19 protein-coding genes are annotated in these 18126 nt (G+C 71.2%); 15 read left to right on the top strand and 4 right to left on the bottom strand.

Annotation, left to right across the window (positions count from 1 at the left end; translation table 11 throughout):
- From ABH941_RS27240 to ABH941_RS27185, 12 genes are read left to right on the top strand one after another with little or no spacing between them, the layout of a single operon-like run.
- Window positions 1-1341: an O-antigen ligase family protein gene (locus tag ABH941_RS27240; protein ID WP_370132167.1), complete on the top strand. Its 1341-nt coding sequence runs from the start codon at window positions 1-3 to the stop codon at window positions 1339-1341.
- A gap of 2 nt (window positions 1342-1343) precedes the next feature.
- A complete protein-coding gene (locus ABH941_RS27235; RefSeq protein WP_370132166.1) occupies window positions 1344-2573 on the top strand; it encodes a glycosyltransferase in 1230 nt (409 codons plus the stop codon).
- Window positions 2570-3835, top strand: a complete 1266-nt coding sequence (locus ABH941_RS27230; protein ID WP_370132165.1) for a class I SAM-dependent methyltransferase — start codon at window positions 2570-2572, stop codon at window positions 3833-3835. The genes ABH941_RS27235 and ABH941_RS27230 overlap by 4 nt, the downstream gene beginning before the upstream one ends.
- The gene (locus tag ABH941_RS27225) at window positions 3832-4632 is read left to right on the top strand and encodes a glucose-1-phosphate cytidylyltransferase (RefSeq protein WP_370132164.1); all 801 of its coding nucleotides are present in this window, start codon (window positions 3832-3834) and stop codon (window positions 4630-4632) included. The genes ABH941_RS27230 and ABH941_RS27225 overlap by 4 nt, the downstream gene beginning before the upstream one ends.
- The gene (locus ABH941_RS27220; RefSeq protein ID WP_370132163.1) at window positions 4629-5276 is read left to right on the top strand and encodes a PIG-L deacetylase family protein; all 648 of its coding nucleotides are present in this window, start codon (window positions 4629-4631) and stop codon (window positions 5274-5276) included. The genes ABH941_RS27225 and ABH941_RS27220 overlap by 4 nt, the downstream gene beginning before the upstream one ends.
- Before the next feature lie 3 nt (window positions 5277-5279).
- On the top strand, window positions 5280-6305 hold the full coding sequence (locus ABH941_RS27215; RefSeq protein WP_370132162.1) for an NAD-dependent epimerase/dehydratase family protein: 1026 nt from the start codon (window positions 5280-5282) through the stop codon (window positions 6303-6305).
- On the top strand, window positions 6293-7585 hold the full coding sequence (locus ABH941_RS27210) for a DUF4910 domain-containing protein (RefSeq protein ID WP_370132161.1): 1293 nt from the start codon (window positions 6293-6295) through the stop codon (window positions 7583-7585). Before ABH941_RS27215 ends, ABH941_RS27210 begins: the two co-directional genes overlap by 13 nt.
- Window positions 7582-8892, top strand: a complete 1311-nt coding sequence (locus ABH941_RS27205; protein ID WP_370132160.1) for a hypothetical protein — start codon at window positions 7582-7584, stop codon at window positions 8890-8892. Before ABH941_RS27210 ends, ABH941_RS27205 begins: the two co-directional genes overlap by 4 nt.
- Complete coding sequence (locus ABH941_RS27200; RefSeq protein ID WP_370132159.1) at window positions 8889-9848, top strand: glycosyltransferase family 2 protein; 960 nt, start codon at window positions 8889-8891, stop codon at window positions 9846-9848. The genes ABH941_RS27205 and ABH941_RS27200 overlap by 4 nt, the downstream gene beginning before the upstream one ends.
- Window positions 9845-11077, top strand: a complete 1233-nt coding sequence (locus ABH941_RS27195) for a polysaccharide pyruvyl transferase family protein (RefSeq protein WP_370132158.1) — start codon at window positions 9845-9847, stop codon at window positions 11075-11077. The genes ABH941_RS27200 and ABH941_RS27195 overlap by 4 nt, the downstream gene beginning before the upstream one ends.
- Window positions 11078-11118: 41 nt before the next feature.
- Window positions 11119-11670, top strand: a complete 552-nt coding sequence (rfbC, locus tag ABH941_RS27190) for a dTDP-4-dehydrorhamnose 3,5-epimerase (RefSeq protein WP_370132157.1) — start codon at window positions 11119-11121, stop codon at window positions 11668-11670.
- Window positions 11671-11677: 7 nt separating this feature from the next.
- A complete protein-coding gene (locus tag ABH941_RS27185) occupies window positions 11678-13003 on the top strand; it encodes a glutamate-1-semialdehyde 2,1-aminomutase (protein ID WP_370132156.1) in 1326 nt (441 codons plus the stop codon).
- Between the two features lie 46 nt (window positions 13004-13049).
- Here the strand turns inward: ABH941_RS27185 and ABH941_RS27180 are convergent, their stop codons facing one another.
- The 3 genes from ABH941_RS27180 to ABH941_RS27170 form a co-directional block, all read right to left on the bottom strand.
- Window positions 13050-13703 carry a phosphatase PAP2 family protein gene (locus ABH941_RS27180; RefSeq protein ID WP_370132262.1) on the bottom strand — a complete coding sequence of 218 codons (654 nt, stop codon included), beginning with the start codon at window positions 13701-13703 and terminating at the stop codon, window positions 13050-13052.
- 103 nt (window positions 13704-13806) lie between these two features.
- The gene (locus tag ABH941_RS27175) at window positions 13807-14892 is read right to left on the bottom strand and encodes an alpha/beta hydrolase (protein ID WP_370132155.1); all 1086 of its coding nucleotides are present in this window, start codon (window positions 14890-14892) and stop codon (window positions 13807-13809) included.
- A 276-nt stretch (window positions 14893-15168) separates the two neighbouring features.
- A complete protein-coding gene (locus tag ABH941_RS27170) occupies window positions 15169-15579 on the bottom strand; it encodes an alpha/beta fold hydrolase (RefSeq protein ID WP_370132154.1) in 411 nt (136 codons plus the stop codon).
- Between the two features lie 228 nt (window positions 15580-15807).
- Here ABH941_RS27170 and ABH941_RS27165 point away from each other — a divergent pair, with 228 nt between their 5' ends.
- The 3 genes from ABH941_RS27165 (at window position 15808) to ABH941_RS27155 (ending at window position 17337) form a co-directional block, all read left to right on the top strand.
- Window positions 15808-16404 (top strand): Uma2 family endonuclease, encoded by a 597-nt coding sequence (locus ABH941_RS27165; protein ID WP_370132153.1) that lies wholly within the window; start codon window positions 15808-15810, stop codon window positions 16402-16404.
- A 187-nt stretch (window positions 16405-16591) separates the two neighbouring features.
- On the top strand, window positions 16592-16987 hold the full coding sequence (locus ABH941_RS27160) for a hypothetical protein (RefSeq protein ID WP_370132152.1): 396 nt from the start codon (window positions 16592-16594) through the stop codon (window positions 16985-16987).
- Entirely contained in the window at window positions 16984-17337 is a 354-nt protein-coding gene (locus ABH941_RS27155; protein ID WP_370132151.1) for a hypothetical protein, read from the top strand. The genes ABH941_RS27160 and ABH941_RS27155 overlap by 4 nt, the downstream gene beginning before the upstream one ends.
- 60 nt (window positions 17338-17397) lie before the next feature.
- On the opposite strand, the gene ABH941_RS27150 is transcribed toward ABH941_RS27155, so the two are convergent.
- Window positions 17398-18066 carry a hypothetical protein gene (locus tag ABH941_RS27150; protein ID WP_370132150.1) on the bottom strand — a complete coding sequence of 223 codons (669 nt, stop codon included), beginning with the start codon at window positions 18064-18066 and terminating at the stop codon, window positions 17398-17400.
- Between the last annotated feature and the right edge of the window lie 60 nt (window positions 18067-18126).

Here is an 18126-nt window from a genome sequence, read left to right as displayed (position 1 = left end):
ATGGTGGACGTGGGCCTGATGCGCGGCGGGTCGCCGCAGGAGCCGGACGCGACGGGCGCGCGGTCCGGCACCGAGCTGCGCCCCGCCGATCCGCCGAAGCTCGTCGGGACGGCCTGGGGTCTGCTGATCCTGAACACCCTCGGCTCGGCCGGGGCGAGGACCATCGTCCCGCTGCCCCGCTCCTTCATCCAACTGGTCACCATGGGCGCGCTGGTCACCGCGTTCGTGCTGGCGCTCACGCTCAATCTGCGGCTGCGCATCCGCCCCAGCGCCTACATGTTCCTGCTCACCCTGCTGCTGGTGGCGAGTGTGATCTCCAGCGCGCGCCTGGAATCCGGGTACGGCTCGCTGTTCCGCTGCTTCCGGCTGCTGCTCTTCGTCAGCACACTGTGGCTGCTGAGCCGCTGGTGGGACGGCAGCCTGACGTTTGTAAGGCTGCACATCCGGATGTACTTCCTGGTGCTGGTGCCGGTGGCGGCCGGTCTGGCCGTCTCACCGGGGGCTGCCATGCCCGGCCTCTACGGCGGGCGGCTGGTCGGCGCGTTGTGGCCGCTGACCCCGCCGCAGATCGGACAGTACGCCGCAGTGATCATCGGGCTCACCGTGCTGCTCGCCGTGGGCCGCCGGACCACCAAGACCGGTGCGGCGGTGGTCATCGTGCCGTCGTTCGTCCTGCTGGCGCTGACCCATACCCGGACCGCCACCCTCGGCATGCTCGTCGGGCTGGCCCTGGCGATCAGCTCGCTCATCCTGACCAGCGCCGCCGCCCGCCGGTTCTTCACCTGGGTGGTGCTGGGCTCGCTGGTGGCCGCGATCGGGTTCAGCTCCGCGCTGCAGACCTGGTTCCTGCGCGGACAGAGCCAGGAGAACTTCGCCAGCCTCACCGGCCGGGCGAAGGTCTGGAACGCCCTGCTGAGCGCCCCCCGGACCGTCTCGCAGGACGTGTTCGGCGTGGGCCTGGGCGACAAGTCGTACGGCGGGCTGCCGATCGACGACAGCTGGCTGGCCGTCTTCCACGAGCAGGGCCTGCTCGGCGTCACCCTGGTGGCGGCGATCGTCGTCGTGCTGGGCGGCATCGCGCTGCTGCGGCCGCCGTCGCTGCCGAGGGCCTGTGCCATCTTCCTGATCAGCTACTGCGTGATCGCCTCGTACACCGAGGTCGGACTGGGCGACGCCTCGCCGTACCTGCTGCATCTGGCGGTGGCCGCCTCACTGCTGGCGGCGCCCACCGAGGCGGTGCCGCTGCCGGCGCCGCAGGACCGTCGGCGGCGGCTCACGCTGTCCCGCCCCCGGGAGGCCAGGCGTACCGCAGCCCAGCGACCGGAACTGGAGGTGGCCTGACCATGCATGTCCTCGTGGTGCACAACCGCTACTCCTCGGCGCAGCCGAGCGGGGAGAACAACGTCGTCGACCAGGAGGTGGAGCTGCTGCGCGGGGCCGGCCACCGGGTCGGGCTGTTCGAGCGGCGCAGCGACGACATCGCCGCCCGGTCCCTGCCGGGCAAGGCCGCGCTGCCGCTGCTGGTGCCGTGGAACCCGGCGGTCCGCTCCGAGCTCGCCGCCCGGCTCCGGGCCGAGCGGCCGGACGTGGTGCACGTCCACAACGTCTTCCCGCTGCTGTCGCCCGCGGTGCTGGCCGCCTGCGCCGACGCCGACGTGCCTGTGGTCGCCACGCTGCACAACTACACCCAGGTCTGCCCGCCCGGCACGCTGCAGCGGGACGGTCGGCCGTGCACCGAGTGCGTCGGGTCGGCGGTGCCGCTGCCGGCCGTCCGGCACGGCTGCTACCGGAACTCCCGGCTGGCGACGGTGCCGCTGGCGGTCAGCCTGGCGGTCAACCGACGGCGGTGGTGGTCCGGCGTGGACCGCTTCTTCTGCATCTCCGCGGCGCAGCGCCACGTCCTGGTGCGCTCCGGCATGCCGCCCGAGCGGCTGGCGGTGAAGCACAACTTCGTGCCGGAACCGGACGCCGTACGGGTGGGGCCGGGAGAGCATCTGCTCTACCTGGGCCGACTCGCCGAGGCCAAGGGGATGCGGCTGCTCATGGCCGCGTGGGACGAAGTCTCCGGGGCGGGCGGTGTCGGCGTGCCGCTGGTGGTCGCCGGCGCCGGACCGCTGGAGCCCGAGGTGGCCGCCTGGGCGGCAGGCCGGGACGACGTGCGGTTCATCGGCCTGTGCGACCCGGCGGAGAGCCGCCGGGTCATCGCGCGGTCGGTCGCGGTGGTCGCGCCCTCGACCTGGCTGGAGGCGTTCGGCCTGGTGGTCGTGGAAGCGATGGCGGCCGGGGTCCCGACCGTCGCCGCCGGCCACGGCGCCTTCGTCGAACTCGTCGAGGACGGGGTGACCGGGCTGCTGCACCAGCCGGGTGACGCCGCGTCACTCGCCCTGTGCCTGCGCCGGATCACGGCGGACGCGGATGGGAGCGGGGAGATGGGCCGGGCGGCTCGGCACCGCTATGAGCAGGGCTTCAGTCCGACTGTCGGGCTGGAGCGTCTGGAGGAGGGATACCGGGCGGCGATCGCGGCTCGGTCCGGCGGGGACACCCGCGCGAGTGTGAGTGGGAGCAAGCGATGACAGGATGCCGACTCTGCGGCTCGGCGGCGCTGGAGAGCGTCGTCGATCTGGGGGCGACGCCACCGTGCGAGAGCTTTCTCGCCGCGGAGCAGTTGGACGGACCGGAGCCGACCTACCCGCTGCACCTGCGGGTCTGCACCGACTGCTGGCTGGCGCAGATCCCGCCGCTGATCACGCCGGAGGAGACGTTCACGCAGTACGCGTACTTCTCCTCCTACTCGACCTCCTGGGTGGAGCACGCACGCACCTTTGTCGCCGGCGCCGTGGAGCGGCTGGGCCTCGGCCCCGACGCCTTCACGGTCGAGGTCGCGAGCAACGACGGATACCTGCTCCGGCACATGGTGGACCGCGGGATCCGCTGCCTCGGCATCGAGCCGTCGGTGAACGTGGGCGCCGCGGCGCGGGAGGCGGGGGTGCCCACGCTCACGGAGTTCCTGGGCCCCGAGGTCGGCGCCGCTGTCCGCGCCGAACACGGCCCGGCGGACCTGGTCGTGGCCAACAACGTGTACGCGCACATCCCCGACGTGGTCGGCTTCACCCAGGGTCTGCGCGCCCTGGTCGCCGACGACGGCTGGGTCTCCATCGAGGTACAGCACCTGCTGACGCTGATCGAGGAGAACCAGTACGACACGATCTACCACGAGCACTTCCAGTACTACACGGTCGCGTCCGCGATCCGGGCGCTGGAGAGCGGCGGACTCGCCCTAGTGGACGTCGAACTGCTGCCCACGCACGGCGGATCCATCCGGCTGTGGGCCCAGCCTGCCGAGGCCGCCGGTGAACCGAGTCAGCGAGTCTCCGACGTCCTGGCCCGGGAGAAGGCCGCCGGGCTGCAGGAGCTCTCCGGGTACACCGAGTTCTCCGCCCGGGTGGCCAAGGTCCGCCGGGACCTGCTGCGGTTCCTCATCGACGCGGCCGAACGCGGTGAGACGGTCGTCGGCTACGGCGCCCCGGGCAAGGGCAACACCCTGCTCAACCACTGCGGCGTCCGGCCGGACCTGCTCGCCTACACGGTCGACCGCAACCCCTACAAGCACGGCAGGTTCACCCCGGGCACCCGCATCCCGATCCTGCCGCCCGAGCAGATCAGCGTCGACCAACCCGACTACGTGCTCGTCCTCCCGTGGAACCTGCGGGCCGAGCTGACCGAGCAGCTGTCCTTCGTGCACGCCTGGGGCGGCCGACTGGTCTTCCCCATCCCGGAACTGAGCATCGTCGATCCGAGCATTGTCGAACCGAGCGCCGTCGAGGTGAAGTCATGAAGGTCGTCCTGTTCTGCGGCGGATACGGGCTGCGCATGCGCAACGGCACCGCCGACGACACCCCCAAACCGATGGCGATGGTCGGCCCGCGGCCGCTGATCTGGCACGTCATGCGCTACTACGCGCATTACGGGCACAAGGAGTTCATTCTCTGCCTCGGCTACGGGGCCCATCACATCAAGGACTTCTTCCTCAACTACGAGGAGACGACGTCCAACGACTTCGTGCTGCGCAACGGGCGGCCCGAGCTGCTGTCCACCGACATCGCCGACTGGACCATCACCTTCGCGCAGACCGGCACCGAGTCACCGATCGGGGAGCGGCTGCGCCGGGTGCGGCACCACCTGGACGGCGACGAGATGTTCCTCGCCAACTACGCCGACGTGCTCACCGACGCCCCGCTGCCGGAGATGATCGACCGTTTCGCCCGGAGCGACGCCGGTGCGCAGATGATGGTGGTGCCGCCGCAGTCCTCGTTCCACTGCGTGGACCTGGGCGAGGACGGCCTGGTGGGGGGCATCACCGCGGTGAGCGAACTGCCGCTGTGGGAGAACGGCGGCTACTTCGTGCTCCGTCAGGAGGTCTTCAACCACATACCGCAGGACGGGGACCTGGTTGCCGACGGATGCGCCGAACTGGCCAAGCGGGGCCGCCTGCTGGCCTTCCAGCACCGCGGCTTCTGGAAGCCGACCGACACCGTGAAGGAGCGGGCGGCACTCGACGCCGCCTACGCCCGGGGCGACCGTCCGTGGGCCGTGTGGGAACGGGACTGCCAGACCGCCATGGAGACCGCATGATCCGGCTCGGGGCCGGGCGCCGCACCCGGATCGTCGCGCTGGCCGCGCACTGCGACGACCTCGCCATCGGCGCCGGCGGCACGCTGTTGACGCTGTGTCAGGACCGGCCCGGCATCCGCGTCGACGCGCTGGTGCTCTCCGGCGGCGGCAGCGAGCGGGAGCAGGAGGAGCAGGCCGCGCTCGCCGCCTTCTGCCCGGGCGCCGACCTGCGGCTGACCGTCCTCAAGCTGCCGGACGGCAGGCTGCCCGCGCACTGGTCCGAGGCCAAGGAGGCGATCGAGGACCTGCGCGCGGAGACCGATCCGGACCTGGTGCTCGCCCCGCGCACCGAGGACGCGCACCAGGACCACCGCGGCCTCGCCCAGCTGGTCACCACCGCGTTCCGGGACCACCTGGTGCTCGGCTACGAGATCGTCAAATGGGACGGCGACCTCGGCCGTCCGGTCGCGTACCAGCCGTTGTCGCCGGAAGTCGCGGAACGAAAGGTGCGGCTCCTGGAGGAGCACTACCCTTCGCAGCGGCACCGGTCCTGGTACGACCGGGAGGCTTTCCTCGGGCTGGCCCGGATCCGCGGCATCGAATGCAACGAGCGCTACGCCGAGGCGTTCGCCGTCACCAAACTCATACTCGACCTGGGGGAATGACCCATGCGCGTGCTACTGACCGGACACCAGGGCTACCTGGGCACCGTGATGGCCCCGGTACTCGCCGCCGCCGGCCACGAGGTCGTCGGGCTTGACGCCGGCCTGTTCGCCGACTGCGTGCTGGGCCCGCAGCCGGCGGACCCGCCGGGGCACCGGGTGGACCTGCGCGACGTCACCGCCGAACACGTGGCCGGGGTGGACGCCGTGATCCACCTGGCCGCGCTCTCCAACGACCCGCTGGGATCGCTGGCGCCGGAGCTCACCTACGACATCAACCACCACGCCTCCGTGCGGCTGGCCCGGCTGGCCCGCGACGCCGGAGTGCGACGCTTCCTCTACGCGTCGACCTGTTCGGTGTACGGCGCCTCCGGCGGCGACGCCCTGGTGGCCGAGGACGCCCCGCTGCGCCCGGTGACGCCGTACGCGGAGTCCAAGGTGCGGGTGGAGGACGACCTGCACAAGCTGGCCGACGGCGACTTCAGCCCGGTGTACATGCGCAACGCCACCGCCTTCGGTTTCTCCCCCCGGCTGCGCGCCGACATCGTGCTGAACAACCTGGTGGGCCATGCCTACCTGTCCGGCGAGGTGCTGGTGCTCTCCGACGGCACCCCCTGGCGCCCGCTGGTGCACGCGGCCGACATCGCACGGGCCTTCACCGCTGCCCTGACGGCGCCTCAGGAGGCGGTCCACGACCAGGCGTTCAACATCGGAACCGAGACCAACAATGTCACCGTCGCCGAGATCGCCGGGCAGGTCGCCGAGGCGGTGCCGGGATCGAAGGTGGTGATCACCGGGGAGAACGGCGCCGATCCGCGGTCCTACCGGGTGGACTTCTCCCGCTTCCGCGCCGCGATACCCGGCTTCGACTGCGAGTGGTCGGTGAAGCGAGGGGCGCTGGAACTCGCCGAGGCGTACCGCGAACACGGGCTGACCGCCGAGGACTTCCGGGACCGCTTCACCCGGCTCGCCGTGCTGCGCGCGGCGTCCGAGGCCGGCGCCGTCGACGACACCCTGCGGTGGCGCCGGTGACCGGGGTCGGCGACCGGATGCACGCGCTGGTGGAGCGGCTGTACCCGCTCTGCCGGAGCATCACCGGCGACGGTGTGCGGGCCACCCTGGACGTCGTCGGCGAGTGCCTCCCGCTGGAGGTGCACGAGGTGCCGACGGGGACTCAGGTGCTGGACTGGACGGTGCCGCAGGAGTGGAACATCCGGGACGCCTACATCGCCGACCCGGCCGGTCGGCGGGTCGTCGACTTCGCCGCGTCCAACCTGCATGTGCTCGGCTACAGCGTCCCGGTGGCGACGACCATGCCGCTCGCCGAGCTGCGCGAACACCTGCACACCCTGCCCGACCAACCCGCCCTGGTGCCCTACCGCACCAGCTACTACACCCCGACATGGGGGTTCTGCCTGGCCCAGGAGGTCCTGGACGCGCTGCCGGAGGGGGACTACGAGGTACGCATCGACTCCACCCTCGCCGACGGCCACCTCACCTACGCCGAGCACGTGGTCCCGGGGCAGGTCGCCGACGAGGTGATCGTCTCCTGCCACACCTGCCACCCGTCGCTCGCCAACGACAACCTGGCCGGCATCGCGGTGGCGGTCTCGCTGGCCCAGGAGCTGGCGCAGCAAACGCCGTGGTACACCTACCGGTTCATCTTCGCGCCCGGCACCATCGGGGCGATCACCTGGCTGGCCCGCAACACGGAGCGGGTGGACCGCGTCAGGCACGGGCTGGTGCTGGCCTGCGCCGGCGACCGGGGCCAACTGACGTACAAACAGAGCAGACGCGGCGACGCGGAGATCGACCGGGTGCTGCGCCACGTCCTGGCCGTCTCCGAACGGCCGCACCAGGTCAACGAGTTCACCCCGTACGGCTACGACGAAAGGCAGTACTGCTCGCCCGGGTTCGACCTCGGCGTGGGCTCGCTCAGCCGGACCCCGTACGCCGGGTACCCCGAGTACCACACCTCGGCGGACAACCCGGACTTCGTCACCCCGGAGGCGATGGAGGACACCCTCGCCGCCTGCCGCGAGGCGTTCGCCGTGCTGGACCGCAACCGCCGGTACACCAACCTCAGCCCCTACGGCGAACCGCAGTTGGGGAAGCGCGGGCTGTACGACTCGCTCGGTGGCCGCAGTGACGCCAAGCAGGCCCAGATGGCCATGCTCTGGGTGCTCAGCCTCTCCGACGGCGAGCACAGTCTGCTGGACGTCGCCGAGCGGTCCGCGCTGCCGTTCGACACCGTCGCCGTGGCGGCCGACGCCCTGCGGGAGGCCGGCCTCATCAAGGCGGGGGGCGGATGACCACCGAGAGCGGGACGGTGACGGCGCCGGTGGCCCATGGCAGGCACGCCCGGAAGAGCGCCGGACGAGCCGTAGCCGGACGCCTGTCCTGGGGACTGGCCGACCAGGCGGCCTGCAGCCTGAGCAACTTCGCGGTGGGAATCTATGTGGCCCGCGAGCTGGGGCTGACCGCGTTCGGCGTGTTCAGCCTGGCCTGGGCGACCTACGGCGTGGTGCTCAACGTCTCCCGAGGGCTGGCCACCGACCCGCTCGTGGTGCGCTTCAGCGGCGTGCCGGAGGCGTCCTGGCGGCTGGCGGTGGCCCGGTCGTCGGGCACCGCGCTCGGCGTGGGTATCGCCATCGGCGCGGTGTGTCTGCTGGCCGGGCTGGCCGTCGGCGGCCACGTGGGTTCCGCGTACGCCGGCCTCGGCGTGATCCTTCCGGCGCTGCTGCTGCAGGACGCCTGGCGGTTCGCCTTCTTCGCCGCCGGCACCGGGAAGAAAGCCTTCCTCAACGACCTCGTCTGGGACATCGCGCTGGTCCCGGCCATGGTGGTGGCGGCCCGCGTGGGCAGCGTGCCCGCCTTCCTGCTCGCCTGGGGCGCGTCCGCCGCGGTGGCCGCGGGGTTCGGCTGCCTCCAGTCCGGCATCCGGCCCCAGCTGACCGGAGCGCGCGAGTGGCTGCGCGAGCAGCGCGACCTCGGCTACCGGTACCTGGTCGAGAACGTCAGCCTCAGCGGTGCGTATCAGCTGCGGGCCTGGGGGCTCAGCGCCATCGTCGGGGTCAGCGCGGTGGGTGTGGTCCGGGGCGCCGAGCTCCTGCTCGGCCCGTTCTACGCCGTGCTGACGGGGCTGGCCTTGGTCACCGTCGCGGAGGCGGGACGGGTGCTGCGCCGGGCCCCGGACCGGCTGGGCCTGTTCTGCCTCCTGCTCAGCGGCGGGCAGGCCGCCGCCGCGCTGCTCTGGGGCGGAGCACTGCTGCTGCTGCCGGACCGGGTCGGGGTGCTGCTGCTCGGCGGTGTCTGGCACTCCGCCTCGGCGCTGATCCTGCCGGCCACGCTCAGCGTCGCGGGCGCCAGCCTCGGCATCGGCGCGACGGCCGGGCTGCGCGCGCTCGGCGCGGCCCGGCTCAGCCTGCGCGTCCAGCTGTTCGCCTCCGCCTGCTACGCCGTCGGCGGGATCGGCGGGGCGGTCCTGGGCGGCACGGTCGGCTCGGCCTGGGGCGTGGCCGCCGCGACCATCAGCAGCTCGGCCGTCTGGTGGCTGCAGCTGCGGTCCGCCCTGCGCGGGCGCGACCACAACCCCATCCACGAAGTGAGGACCCCATGACCGCGCCCAAGGCAGCTCGGCCCCGGCTGAGCATCGGTCTGCCCGTGTACAACGGCGAGGAGTACCTGGCCGAGTCGTTCGACGCCCTGCTCGGCCAGACCTACGAGGACTTCGAGCTGATCGTCTCCGACAACGCCTCGACCGACCGGACCCAGGACATCTGCCGCCAGTACGCCGAGAAGGACTCCCGCATCCGGTACCTCCGGCAGCCCCGGAACATCGGCGCCACGCCGAACCACAACCATGTCTTCGCCGAATCCCGCGGCGAGCTGTTCAAGTGGGCCTCGCACGACGACCTGTACGCCCGGGACCTGCTGCGGCGCTGCGTGGAGGCGCTGGACGAGCGGCCGGAGGTGTTCCTCGCGCACACCGGCCAGGCGGTCATCGACGGCGACGGCCGGGTGAAGGTCCCGTACGAGTACGGGCTCGCCACCGACTCGCCGCACCCGCCGGAGCGCTTCCGCAGCCTGCTCTTCGAGCCCGGTGGCGACGACTTCTACGGCGTGATGCGGGCCGATGTGCTGCGCCGGGTGAAGCCGCTCGACAGCTACCACCACGCGGACCGCACCTTCGTCGCCGAGCTCACCCTGCACGGACCCTTCCACCAGGTGCCGGAGGTGCTGTACTTCCGCCGCGACCACCCCACCCGCGCCGAGCGGGCCAATCCGGGCATGCGCGCCCGGTGCGTCAACCTGGACCCGCGCCGGGCAGGCCCGCTGCACCCGACGCCCCGGCTGCTCGCCGAGTACGTCTGGGGCTTCGTCGCGGCGATCCAACGGGCGCCGCTGTCCCCGGCCGACCGGCGCGCGTGCTACCGCCACCTGGCCGCCTGGATGGCCAGCCGGGTCCGACCGGGCGCCGGCGAGCGGGTCGAGGACCGCGCCCCGGTCGACCCGGGCCGGCTCACGGTCTCCATCGACGCCCTCGTCGCCGGCCGTGAGGGGAGGCAGGCATGACGTCCACTCACGGGACGCCGGTGCGGGTCGGGGTGTTCGGCCTGCTCGGCTCCGGCAACCTCGGCAACGACGGGTCCCTGGAGGCCGTGCTCGGATACCTCCGCGCCGAACACCCGGAAGCGGTGGTGGACGCGCTGTGCGGCGGGCCCGAGGCCGTCACGACCCGGTTCGGGATCCCCGCGACCCGGCTGCACTGGTACGCCGGGGAGTACCGGACCGCGTCGCGGGCGGGTGCCGTCGCCGGGAAGGGCCTGGGCAAACTGGTCGACATCGTCCGCACCGCCGCCTGGGTGCGTCGGCACGACGTGGTGATCGTGCCGGGCATGGGCGTCCTGGAGGCCACGCTGCCGCTGCGGCCGTGGGGCTTCCCGTACTCGCTGTTCCTGCTCTGCGCGTCCGGCCGGCTGTTCGGCACCAGGGTCGCGCTGGTCAGCGTCGGCGCCGCCACCATCGGCCGCCGCTCGGTCCGCACCCTGGTCAGCTGGTCGGGGCGGCTGGCCGCGTACCGGTCGTACCGGGACGCCCAGTCCCGCGACGCGATGCGGGCGATGGGCGTGGACACCTCGCGCGACGAGGTCTACCCGGACCTCGCCTTCTCGCTGCCGTCGCTGCCGGCGACCGCGCCTTCCGGCCCGCCGGGCGCGGTCGGCGTCGGCGTCATGGCCTTCTACGGCGGCAACGACGACCGCGCCCGGGCCGAGCAGATCCACGACCGCTACCTGGACGGGATGACCCGCTTCGTCCGCACGATGGTCGAGGACGGCAGGACGGTCCGGCTGATCACCGGCGACGACGTGGACGCGTCGGCGGTCGCCGCCGTCCTGGACGCGGTGGACTCGCCGCTGGTCACCCTCGCCGAGACGTCCTCGCTGGCCGACCTGATGAAGGAGGTTGCCGCTGTCGACACCGTGGTGGCGACCCGCTACCACAACCTGATCTGCGCGCTGAAGGTCGGCACGCCGACGCTCGCGCTCTGCTACGCGGCCAAGAGCGAGGCGCTGCTGGAGGGGATGGGACTGGGCGAGTTCTGCCACCCGGCCCGCGAGGTCGACGCCGACCGGCTGCTGGAGCAGTTCCGGGCGCTGGAACAGCGGTCGGCGGAGCTGCGGCGAGAGCTCCCCGAGCGGACCCGCGCCGCCGCCCGGCGCCTTGACCACCAGTTCACCGCCCTGAGCGCGGTCCTGTACCCGGGGACCGGACACGTCAACGCCTCGCAGGAGGCTTCATGAGAGCGGCAGGAATGCAGGCACCTGAAGTGAAGGCAACCGGAATGAAGGCCACCGAAGTCCCGGCGATCGCCGGCGCCTACCTCTTCGAGTCGCCGTCGTACGCCGACGAACGCGGCTTCTTCTGCCGCACCTTCGACGCCGACGTGATCCGCGCGGTGGGCCTGGACCCGGACGCCTTCGTCCAGGACAGCGTGTCCCGCTCGGTCCTGGGCGTGCTGCGCGGCCTGCACCTGCGCTCCGGCGCCGGCGAGGCCAAACTCGTGCGGTGCTCCTACGGGAGGGTCTTCGACGTCGTCGTGGACCTGCGCACGGACTCGCCGACCTACCGCAACTGGGCCTCCTTCGAGCTGTCCGGGGAGACGCAGTCGACCCTCTACATTCCGGCCGGCTGCGCGCACGGCTTCCAGGCGCTGACGGAACCGGCCGACGTCTCCTACCGGATCGACCGCCCGCATGATCCGACCGAGGACGTGACCATCGCCTTCGACGACCCGGAGCTCGCCATTCCCTGGCCGCTGCCGGTCACCTCGATGTCCCAGCGGGACCGGGAGGCGCCGAGCCTCGCCCAGGTCCTGGAGCCGAAAGAGAGTTGAGGTTGGCGTGAACACCGATGAGCTCCTCCTGCCCCGATCGCGTCAGGCGAACGAGCGGCTGCACGCCCTGATCCCCGGCGGCGCGCACACCTACTCCAAGGGCGACGACCAGTACCCCGAAGGTCTGGCCCCGGTCATCAGCCACGGCCACGGCGCCCGGGTGTGGGACGTGGACGGCAACAGCTATCTCGAGTACGGCTCCGGCCTGCGGTCGGTCAGCCTCGGCCACGCCCACCCACGCGTGATCGAGGCGGTACGGCGGGAACTCGACCGCGGCAGCAACTTCGTCCGACCGTCCATCATCGAGGTCGAGGCCGCGGAACGCTTCCTGGCCACGGTGCCGACCGCGGAGATGGTGAAGTTCGCGAAGAACGGCTCCGACGTCACCACCGCCGCGGTGCGCCTCGCCCGCGCCGTCACCGGGCGTCTGCGGGTGGCCGTCTGCAGCGACCACCCCTTCTTCTCCGTCGACGACTGGTTCATCGGCACCACGCCGATGTCCGCCGGCATCCCCGCGGCCACCACGGAGCTCACCGTGGCGTTCCCCTACGGCGACCTCGCCGCCACGGAGGAACTGCTCACCCGGTACCAGGACGAGATCGCCTGCCTGATCCTCGAACCCGCCACCAGCACCGAGCCGCCGCCCGGATACCTGGCCGGCCTCCGGGAGCTGGCCGACCGCCACGGCTGCCTGCTCGTCTTCGACGAGATGATCACCGGCCTCCGCTGGTCCGAGGCGGGCGCCCAGGGCCTGTACGGCGTCGTTCCCGACCTCTCCACCTTCGGCAAGGCGCTGGGCAACGGGTTCGCCGTCTCCGCGCTGGCCGGGCGTCGCGAGGTGATGGAGCGGGGCGGGCTGCGCCACTCCGGCGACCGGGTGTTCCTGCTGTCCACCACGCACGGCGCGGAGACGCACTCGCTGGCAGCCGCGATGGCCGTGCTCACCACCTATGTCGAGGAGGGCGTCACCGCGCGGCTGCACGCCCTCGGCGAACGGCTGGCAGCCGGCGTCCGCGACGCCGCGGCCAGCCACGGGGTCGGCGAACACGTCGTCGTCCGGGGCCGGGCCAGCAACCTGGTGTTCTCCACCCTGGACGAGAACGGGCAGCCGTCGCAGCCGTACCGCACCCTGTTCCTGCGCGAGCTCCTCGCGGGCGGGGTGCTGGCCCCGTCGTTCGTGGTGAGCAGCGCTCTCAGCGACGCCGACGTCGACCACACCGTCGACGTGGTGGCCCAGGCCTGTGCGGTGTACCGAAAGGCGCTGGACGCCGCCGACCCGACCCCCTGGGTGGGCGGGCGACCGGTGAAGCCCGTGTTCCGCCGGCTGGCGTGACTGACATGACGTGACCTGACGTGCTGTGCCGTGCCGTGCCGTGCCGTCAGCGGCGCACCCGGCGACCGACGTCGGCTGTCCAGTCGACCAGCCACGCGGTCGCCGGTACCACCGCCAGTGCGGTGCACCAGCCGCCGAGGACGTCGGTCGGGTAGTGCGCGTCCAGGGCGATCTCCGCCCAGCCCATGGCGGCGCCGCCCACGAGCGCCGCAGTCAGCACGAGCAGGAAGCCGGCCGGCCGGCCCAGACGCTCGGCCGCGAGCAGCGCCACCGCGAGGGCGAGGGCGGTGGCGAAGGCGGTGTGCCCACTGGGGTAGGACAGGTTCTCACCGTGGATGGTGCGTCCCACCACATGCTTGAGCAGACTCGACGTCACCACGGCCAGGCCGGCCCCGGCCCCGGTGAGCACCGCCGCGCGAGGACGCCGAAGCAGCAGACAACCCACCACGAGAGTCACGACCAGCGTCACCGCTCCGGTGGGCTCCCCCAACGCGTCCAGGTCCAGGGCGACGGACTGCCACCCCGGGGGCCGCACACCGACCACCGCCGACCGGATCCACCCGTCCACCGTGCCGGCCTGGTGGTGCCCGGCGTACCGCACCCCGAGCACGACGACCACCAGCGCGGCGAGAGCCGCGACCGGCCCGAGCCACCCGCGCAGCGCCGAGGGGAACGCCGCGTGCGCCGACCGGCCGGCCAGCCGCACACCGTCGCCCTTCCTCTCCCGGATACGATCCAACTCCCACTCCCACCCGAGCCCTTGGCGCCACCCCACGGCGCAAAGGTACGTCAGAACCACCGGTTCAGCGCAGGTGCCGGGAGATCCACTGGAACGCTGTCGGCAGCATCTCCTGCCAGACGTCCATGTTGTGGCCGCCGCGCGCGACCGTGGCCACGTCGCCGGTGGCCGGCGCCCGCAGCGCGTTCACCAGGGCACGGGCGTCCCGCACCGTGTCGCCGTCCTCCAGGCTGCCGGTGAGCAGCAGCGCGACGTCCGGCTGGCGGGCCGCCCGCCGCATCACCAGCAGCGGGTTGTTCGCCTCCCTCAGCGCGGCGCGGCGCAGCACCACCCCAGCCTCCGGGGCGTTGTACCCGGAGATGCTGACCGCGGAGTGGAACACATTGGGATGGTGCACAGCCAGGTCGGTGGCGCAGTAGCCGCCGGCCGAGTAGCCCATCACCGACCAGTCGTAGGGGTCGTTGGACACCCGGAACCGGCTCTTGACGATGGCCGGGACGTCCTTGGCGAGCCAGGTGTCGGTCTTCGGCCCGCCGGGAAGGTCGACGCAGCCGGCGTCCTCGGTGCCCAGGGTGTTCGACTTGGCCGCGACCAGGATCATCGGCCGGGCCTCGTGCGCCTCCACCAGCCGGGCCAGCTCGTCCTGCCCGTTCATGGCGTCGAACCAGGACATCGGGGTGCCCGGCTGCCCCGGCAGCAGCAGCACCACCGGGAAGCGCTCACCGGCGTGCGCGGGGTCGTCGTACTCGGGCGGCAGCCAGACCAGCAGCTGACCGTGGATGTGCGACCGGGCCCCGACCGGGTCGGCGACCTGGAGCCCCTGTGCCCCCTGGTGGAAGCTGGCGAGCACCGGCACCGCGGCGCTCAGCGAGCTCTGCCGTATGCCGCTGGTCCCGTCCTCGAACTGCGCCGCCCCGGTCTGCGTCCCCATCAGGTCCGGCCAGGAGTCGTAGAAGGCGTAACTGTTGTTCACGCACACCAGCGTCACCAGCACCGCCGCCCCCTGGGTCACCGTCAGCATCAGCATTCGCACGCCGACCCGCACCGCCTTCGGGCCGGGGAGCCGGTTCCAGACCGCGAGTGTGAGCAGAGTCAGTACCAGTGCGAACACGATGGTCGCGACGAGGAACGGAGGACCGTTCAGGGCCATGCGTCACCCTCCGGGTACGTTCAACCGCTGTGGCAGTCGGATGCTGTCCGTCGCGACGAAACCCCAACCTCAGGATCGGCTGCACGGGTGGACGCCGTCGGTCAAACCTCCCCCGAGGCCCTTTCGAACGCACGGTCAGATCGCCGCCGAAAGCCCGTCCCGGCGCAGCGAAACCGCAGGTCAGAGCAGCAGAGAGGGCCTCCGCGAGCCCCTCCCCCACGCTGCTCCAAGCAGGTGGCCCGCAACGACCCTCCGTAAGGGCCCGGCCACCGGCGTCTACGCGGCCACGAACCACCCGGTGACCTCGGCGAACCGCTCCGGCTCCTCGATGTGCGCGAAGTGCCCGCTGTCCTCGAAGACCACCAGCTCCGACCCGGCGATCAGGGCGTGCAGCTCCTCGGCCCAGCGCACCCCGCAGATGAAGTCGTGACGTCCCACCAGCACCAGGGCGGGCACCTTGAGCCCACCCAACCGGCCCCGGTCGTCGACAGTGTCGGGCGCGCCGTGATCGTCCTCGGCACGGACGTACGCCGCGGCAGCGGCGGACCGGAAGGCCGTGAACTCCTCCTCGCGGCCCCAGAAGTCGGCGAAGTAGGCCGGGATCACCCCGCGTACCACCTGGGTGACCTCGCGGTCGGTCGCTGCCGCCGGCAGGGACTGCGGGCATCGCCCCCGGCCCGAGCACACTCAATGCCACGGTCGCCGCCTCACCGAAACGGGCGGCTCCGACGAGATCGGCATCCATCGGGTCGCCTGTATCGAACTCAGCCGTCCCTTCAAGGCAGCCTTCGGCCAGCGCAGTGCCATCCGTCGAAGAACCTGGGTCCGACGAGTTGCAACGCTATCCTGACGTGGTAGCGGCACACGGAACAGCACCTACATGATGATCTTGGCAACCAGCTGAGGAGGCTTCGCGTGACCATACTGAACGACCACCGGTCGACCCCCTCCGAGCCCCGCCTGCCCGAAGAGACGTTCGAGGAAATCGCGCGGATCGCCGCCCGCGAAGACGTCTACTTCGAGTTCATCAACGGAAAGCTGTGGGAGAAGCCCGTGCCGGACGGCGACCACGCCATGATCATCCAGTGGCTCACCCGGATCTGTATTCAGGCCCGACCCGAGCTGTGGTTGTTCCCCGAGCAGGGACTGCGCATCCACGCGTACCGCAATGGGCATGCCCGCCCCGACGGAGTCCTCGCACCCAGCGGAGCCATGGCCGGACAGAGCGAATGGGCTGCCACCGACGGGGTTCTCCTCATCGCCGAAGTGACGTCCTTCGACGACGACACCGACCGGCGCGACCGAATCGACAAACCCCGTGCCTACGCCGAGACGGGTATTCCCGTCTACCTGCTCATCGACCGTGACAGCTGCGAGGTCGTCGTCCACTCCGAGCCGGACGGCACCCGCTATGAGACCGTGCGACGACTCCCCTTCGGAAAGCCGGCGGAACTCCCAGCCCCAGTGGGAATCACCCTGGACACCGAGCCACTCAAAGACTGGGTGAACTAACAGACGACCCGTTCGGACTTCCCCGGCGCGACTGCGGCGATCATCGCGACGGGCCTACGCGCGTCTGCGTCACGCACGTAGACCCGTCATCCGAGCTAGTGTGGATGTTATGGCGACGGCCTACGAGGATGTCCCCTTCAGTGAGCTGCTCCACCACCCCGCCGCGACCACACGCAGGCTTGATGGCGTGCGTGCACTGCGCCTGCGTCGGCGTGACGCCGGGGACCTGGCCCTGATGCGCGTGGACCAGATGGAGAGCGACGCCAGTGTCGTCGACTTCACCTCGCGCCTGCTCGCCGGCCTGGTCCGCACCGAGAACATCGCCGCCCTGCGCCAGGCCCTGCCCGAGGCCCTGCCTTGGAGCACCTTCCTACCCGTCGAGGACGTCGAGATACTCCTCGCCGACCTCGTGACAACCGCACGCGGCGCGGTGTCCCTGGACAACCTCACACCCATCGCCCTGCTACTGACCCAGTGGAAGCACAGCGCCGAGGTCTACGCTGACCCAGCCCTGCTGGCTATCCTCACCCGCGAGCCCGAAGGCGACCTGGGCCCGGTGCCGATGCCCGGAGCGGACGAGTGAGCCCCAAACGCGGGGGCCGCGCCGCACCCCCGCCCGTCGACCAGGAGTACGACATCCGCTTCGCCAATACCGAGGTCGCCGACGGCTGGGAACACCTCGGCCGCCAAGCGGCGAACAATCTGCGCCGCGCCTTCGAGAGATCCGTGCCAACCCGCGTGCAATGGACCGCCCCGACCGCCAGCACCGACTTCAAGGGCAACCTCGGCGCCGCCGCTTTCAAGGGCCAGATCCTGGAACGGTGGCAGTACGAGGTCACCGGCGGCGGACGCATCTGGTACCTCCTGGACGACGCCACCCATACCGCCTTGATCACCTACGCGGGCACCGGCCACCCCAAGGCCACCGACTAGCAACCCTTCAAAGAACCTGATCAATCATCATGCGAATTGACCACCAAGTTCGCGTCGGGTTCAAACTTTACGAAGCAGCAGGAAGTCGTCCCGCTGACGGGAGATACCGGCCAGGTCCGTACTCGCGCCCTGCTTCGCCCTGCAGATCAAGCTCACTCGCTCCTCAAAACCGGCCTCGACCGGAAGCACCATGCTGGAGCACCATGAAATCCTCACCTGAACAGCATGGGACCCCACAGAAACAGGGAAATTGACCATCTCCCCGCGCCGCAAGCGACCGACGCGCTTCCCATCGATGTAGACGTCGTATCGCCGCAGCTGTGCATAGGTGTCCGCATCGTCGCGATAGACAGCCACCTCAGCCATGGCCGAGGGATTTCCCAGGGACCCAACCCTCGGCCCGTCGGAACCCGGCGCTGCGGCACATGCACCAGAAGCGGAATGCATCTCTTCGCCCATGGCCGCCCCTTCCTTCGACAGCAGAAAAGCTGGCCGACCAAAAATCACCACCCCCAATTGAGCCACGCAACCGAGACAGAAAACCACCAGGCCAACGACGGCCACGACAAAGGCCGCCGCCGGGCCTGAACGGTGCTCCGCGCCACCAGCGGGAAGCCAAGCACCGCCCAACAGCATGACCGACAGGCCGCTCAGGCAGGCCGCATTAAGAAATGAGGCGCGTTCGAGCCTGCTGCGCTGCGTTGGTCCCAGATAGCGCGCAAATGCCACCGGCGCTGCGGGTGCACGGGGGTCGGACCAACGCCGCACACTCTTCGCCCAGGATCGGGC

Source organism: Streptacidiphilus sp. EB103A, assembly GCF_041261405.1.
Lineage (GTDB): Bacteria > Actinomycetota > Actinomycetes > Streptomycetales > Streptomycetaceae > Streptacidiphilus.
This window is presented reverse-complemented; position numbering and strand designations above follow the sequence as displayed.

What these genes read in the sequence shown, in the direction of transcription:
- ABH941_RS27240 (WP_370132167.1), top strand. Translation starts at nt 1, where the DNA reads ATGGTGGACGTGGGCCTGATGCGCGGCGGGTCGCCGCAGGAGCCGGAC.
- ABH941_RS27235 (WP_370132166.1), top strand. Translation starts at nt 1,344, where the DNA reads ATGCATGTCCTCGTGGTGCACAACCGCTACTCCTCGGCGCAGCCGAGC.
- ABH941_RS27230 (WP_370132165.1), top strand. Translation starts at nt 2,570, where the DNA reads ATGACAGGATGCCGACTCTGCGGCTCGGCGGCGCTGGAGAGCGTCGTC.
- ABH941_RS27225 (WP_370132164.1), top strand. Translation starts at nt 3,832, where the DNA reads ATGAAGGTCGTCCTGTTCTGCGGCGGATACGGGCTGCGCATGCGCAAC.
- ABH941_RS27220 (WP_370132163.1), top strand. Translation starts at nt 4,629, where the DNA reads ATGATCCGGCTCGGGGCCGGGCGCCGCACCCGGATCGTCGCGCTGGCC.
- ABH941_RS27215 (WP_370132162.1), top strand. Translation starts at nt 5,280, where the DNA reads ATGCGCGTGCTACTGACCGGACACCAGGGCTACCTGGGCACCGTGATG.
- ABH941_RS27205 (WP_370132160.1), top strand. Translation starts at nt 7,582, where the DNA reads ATGACCACCGAGAGCGGGACGGTGACGGCGCCGGTGGCCCATGGCAGG.
- ABH941_RS27200 (WP_370132159.1), top strand. Translation starts at nt 8,889, where the DNA reads ATGACCGCGCCCAAGGCAGCTCGGCCCCGGCTGAGCATCGGTCTGCCC.
- ABH941_RS27195 (WP_370132158.1), top strand. Translation starts at nt 9,845, where the DNA reads ATGACGTCCACTCACGGGACGCCGGTGCGGGTCGGGGTGTTCGGCCTG.
- rfbC (WP_370132157.1), top strand. Translation starts at nt 11,119, where the DNA reads ATGAAGGCCACCGAAGTCCCGGCGATCGCCGGCGCCTACCTCTTCGAG.
- ABH941_RS27175 (WP_370132155.1), bottom strand. Translation starts at nt 14,892, where the DNA reads ATGGCCCTGAACGGTCCTCCGTTCCTCGTCGCGACCATCGTGTTCGCA.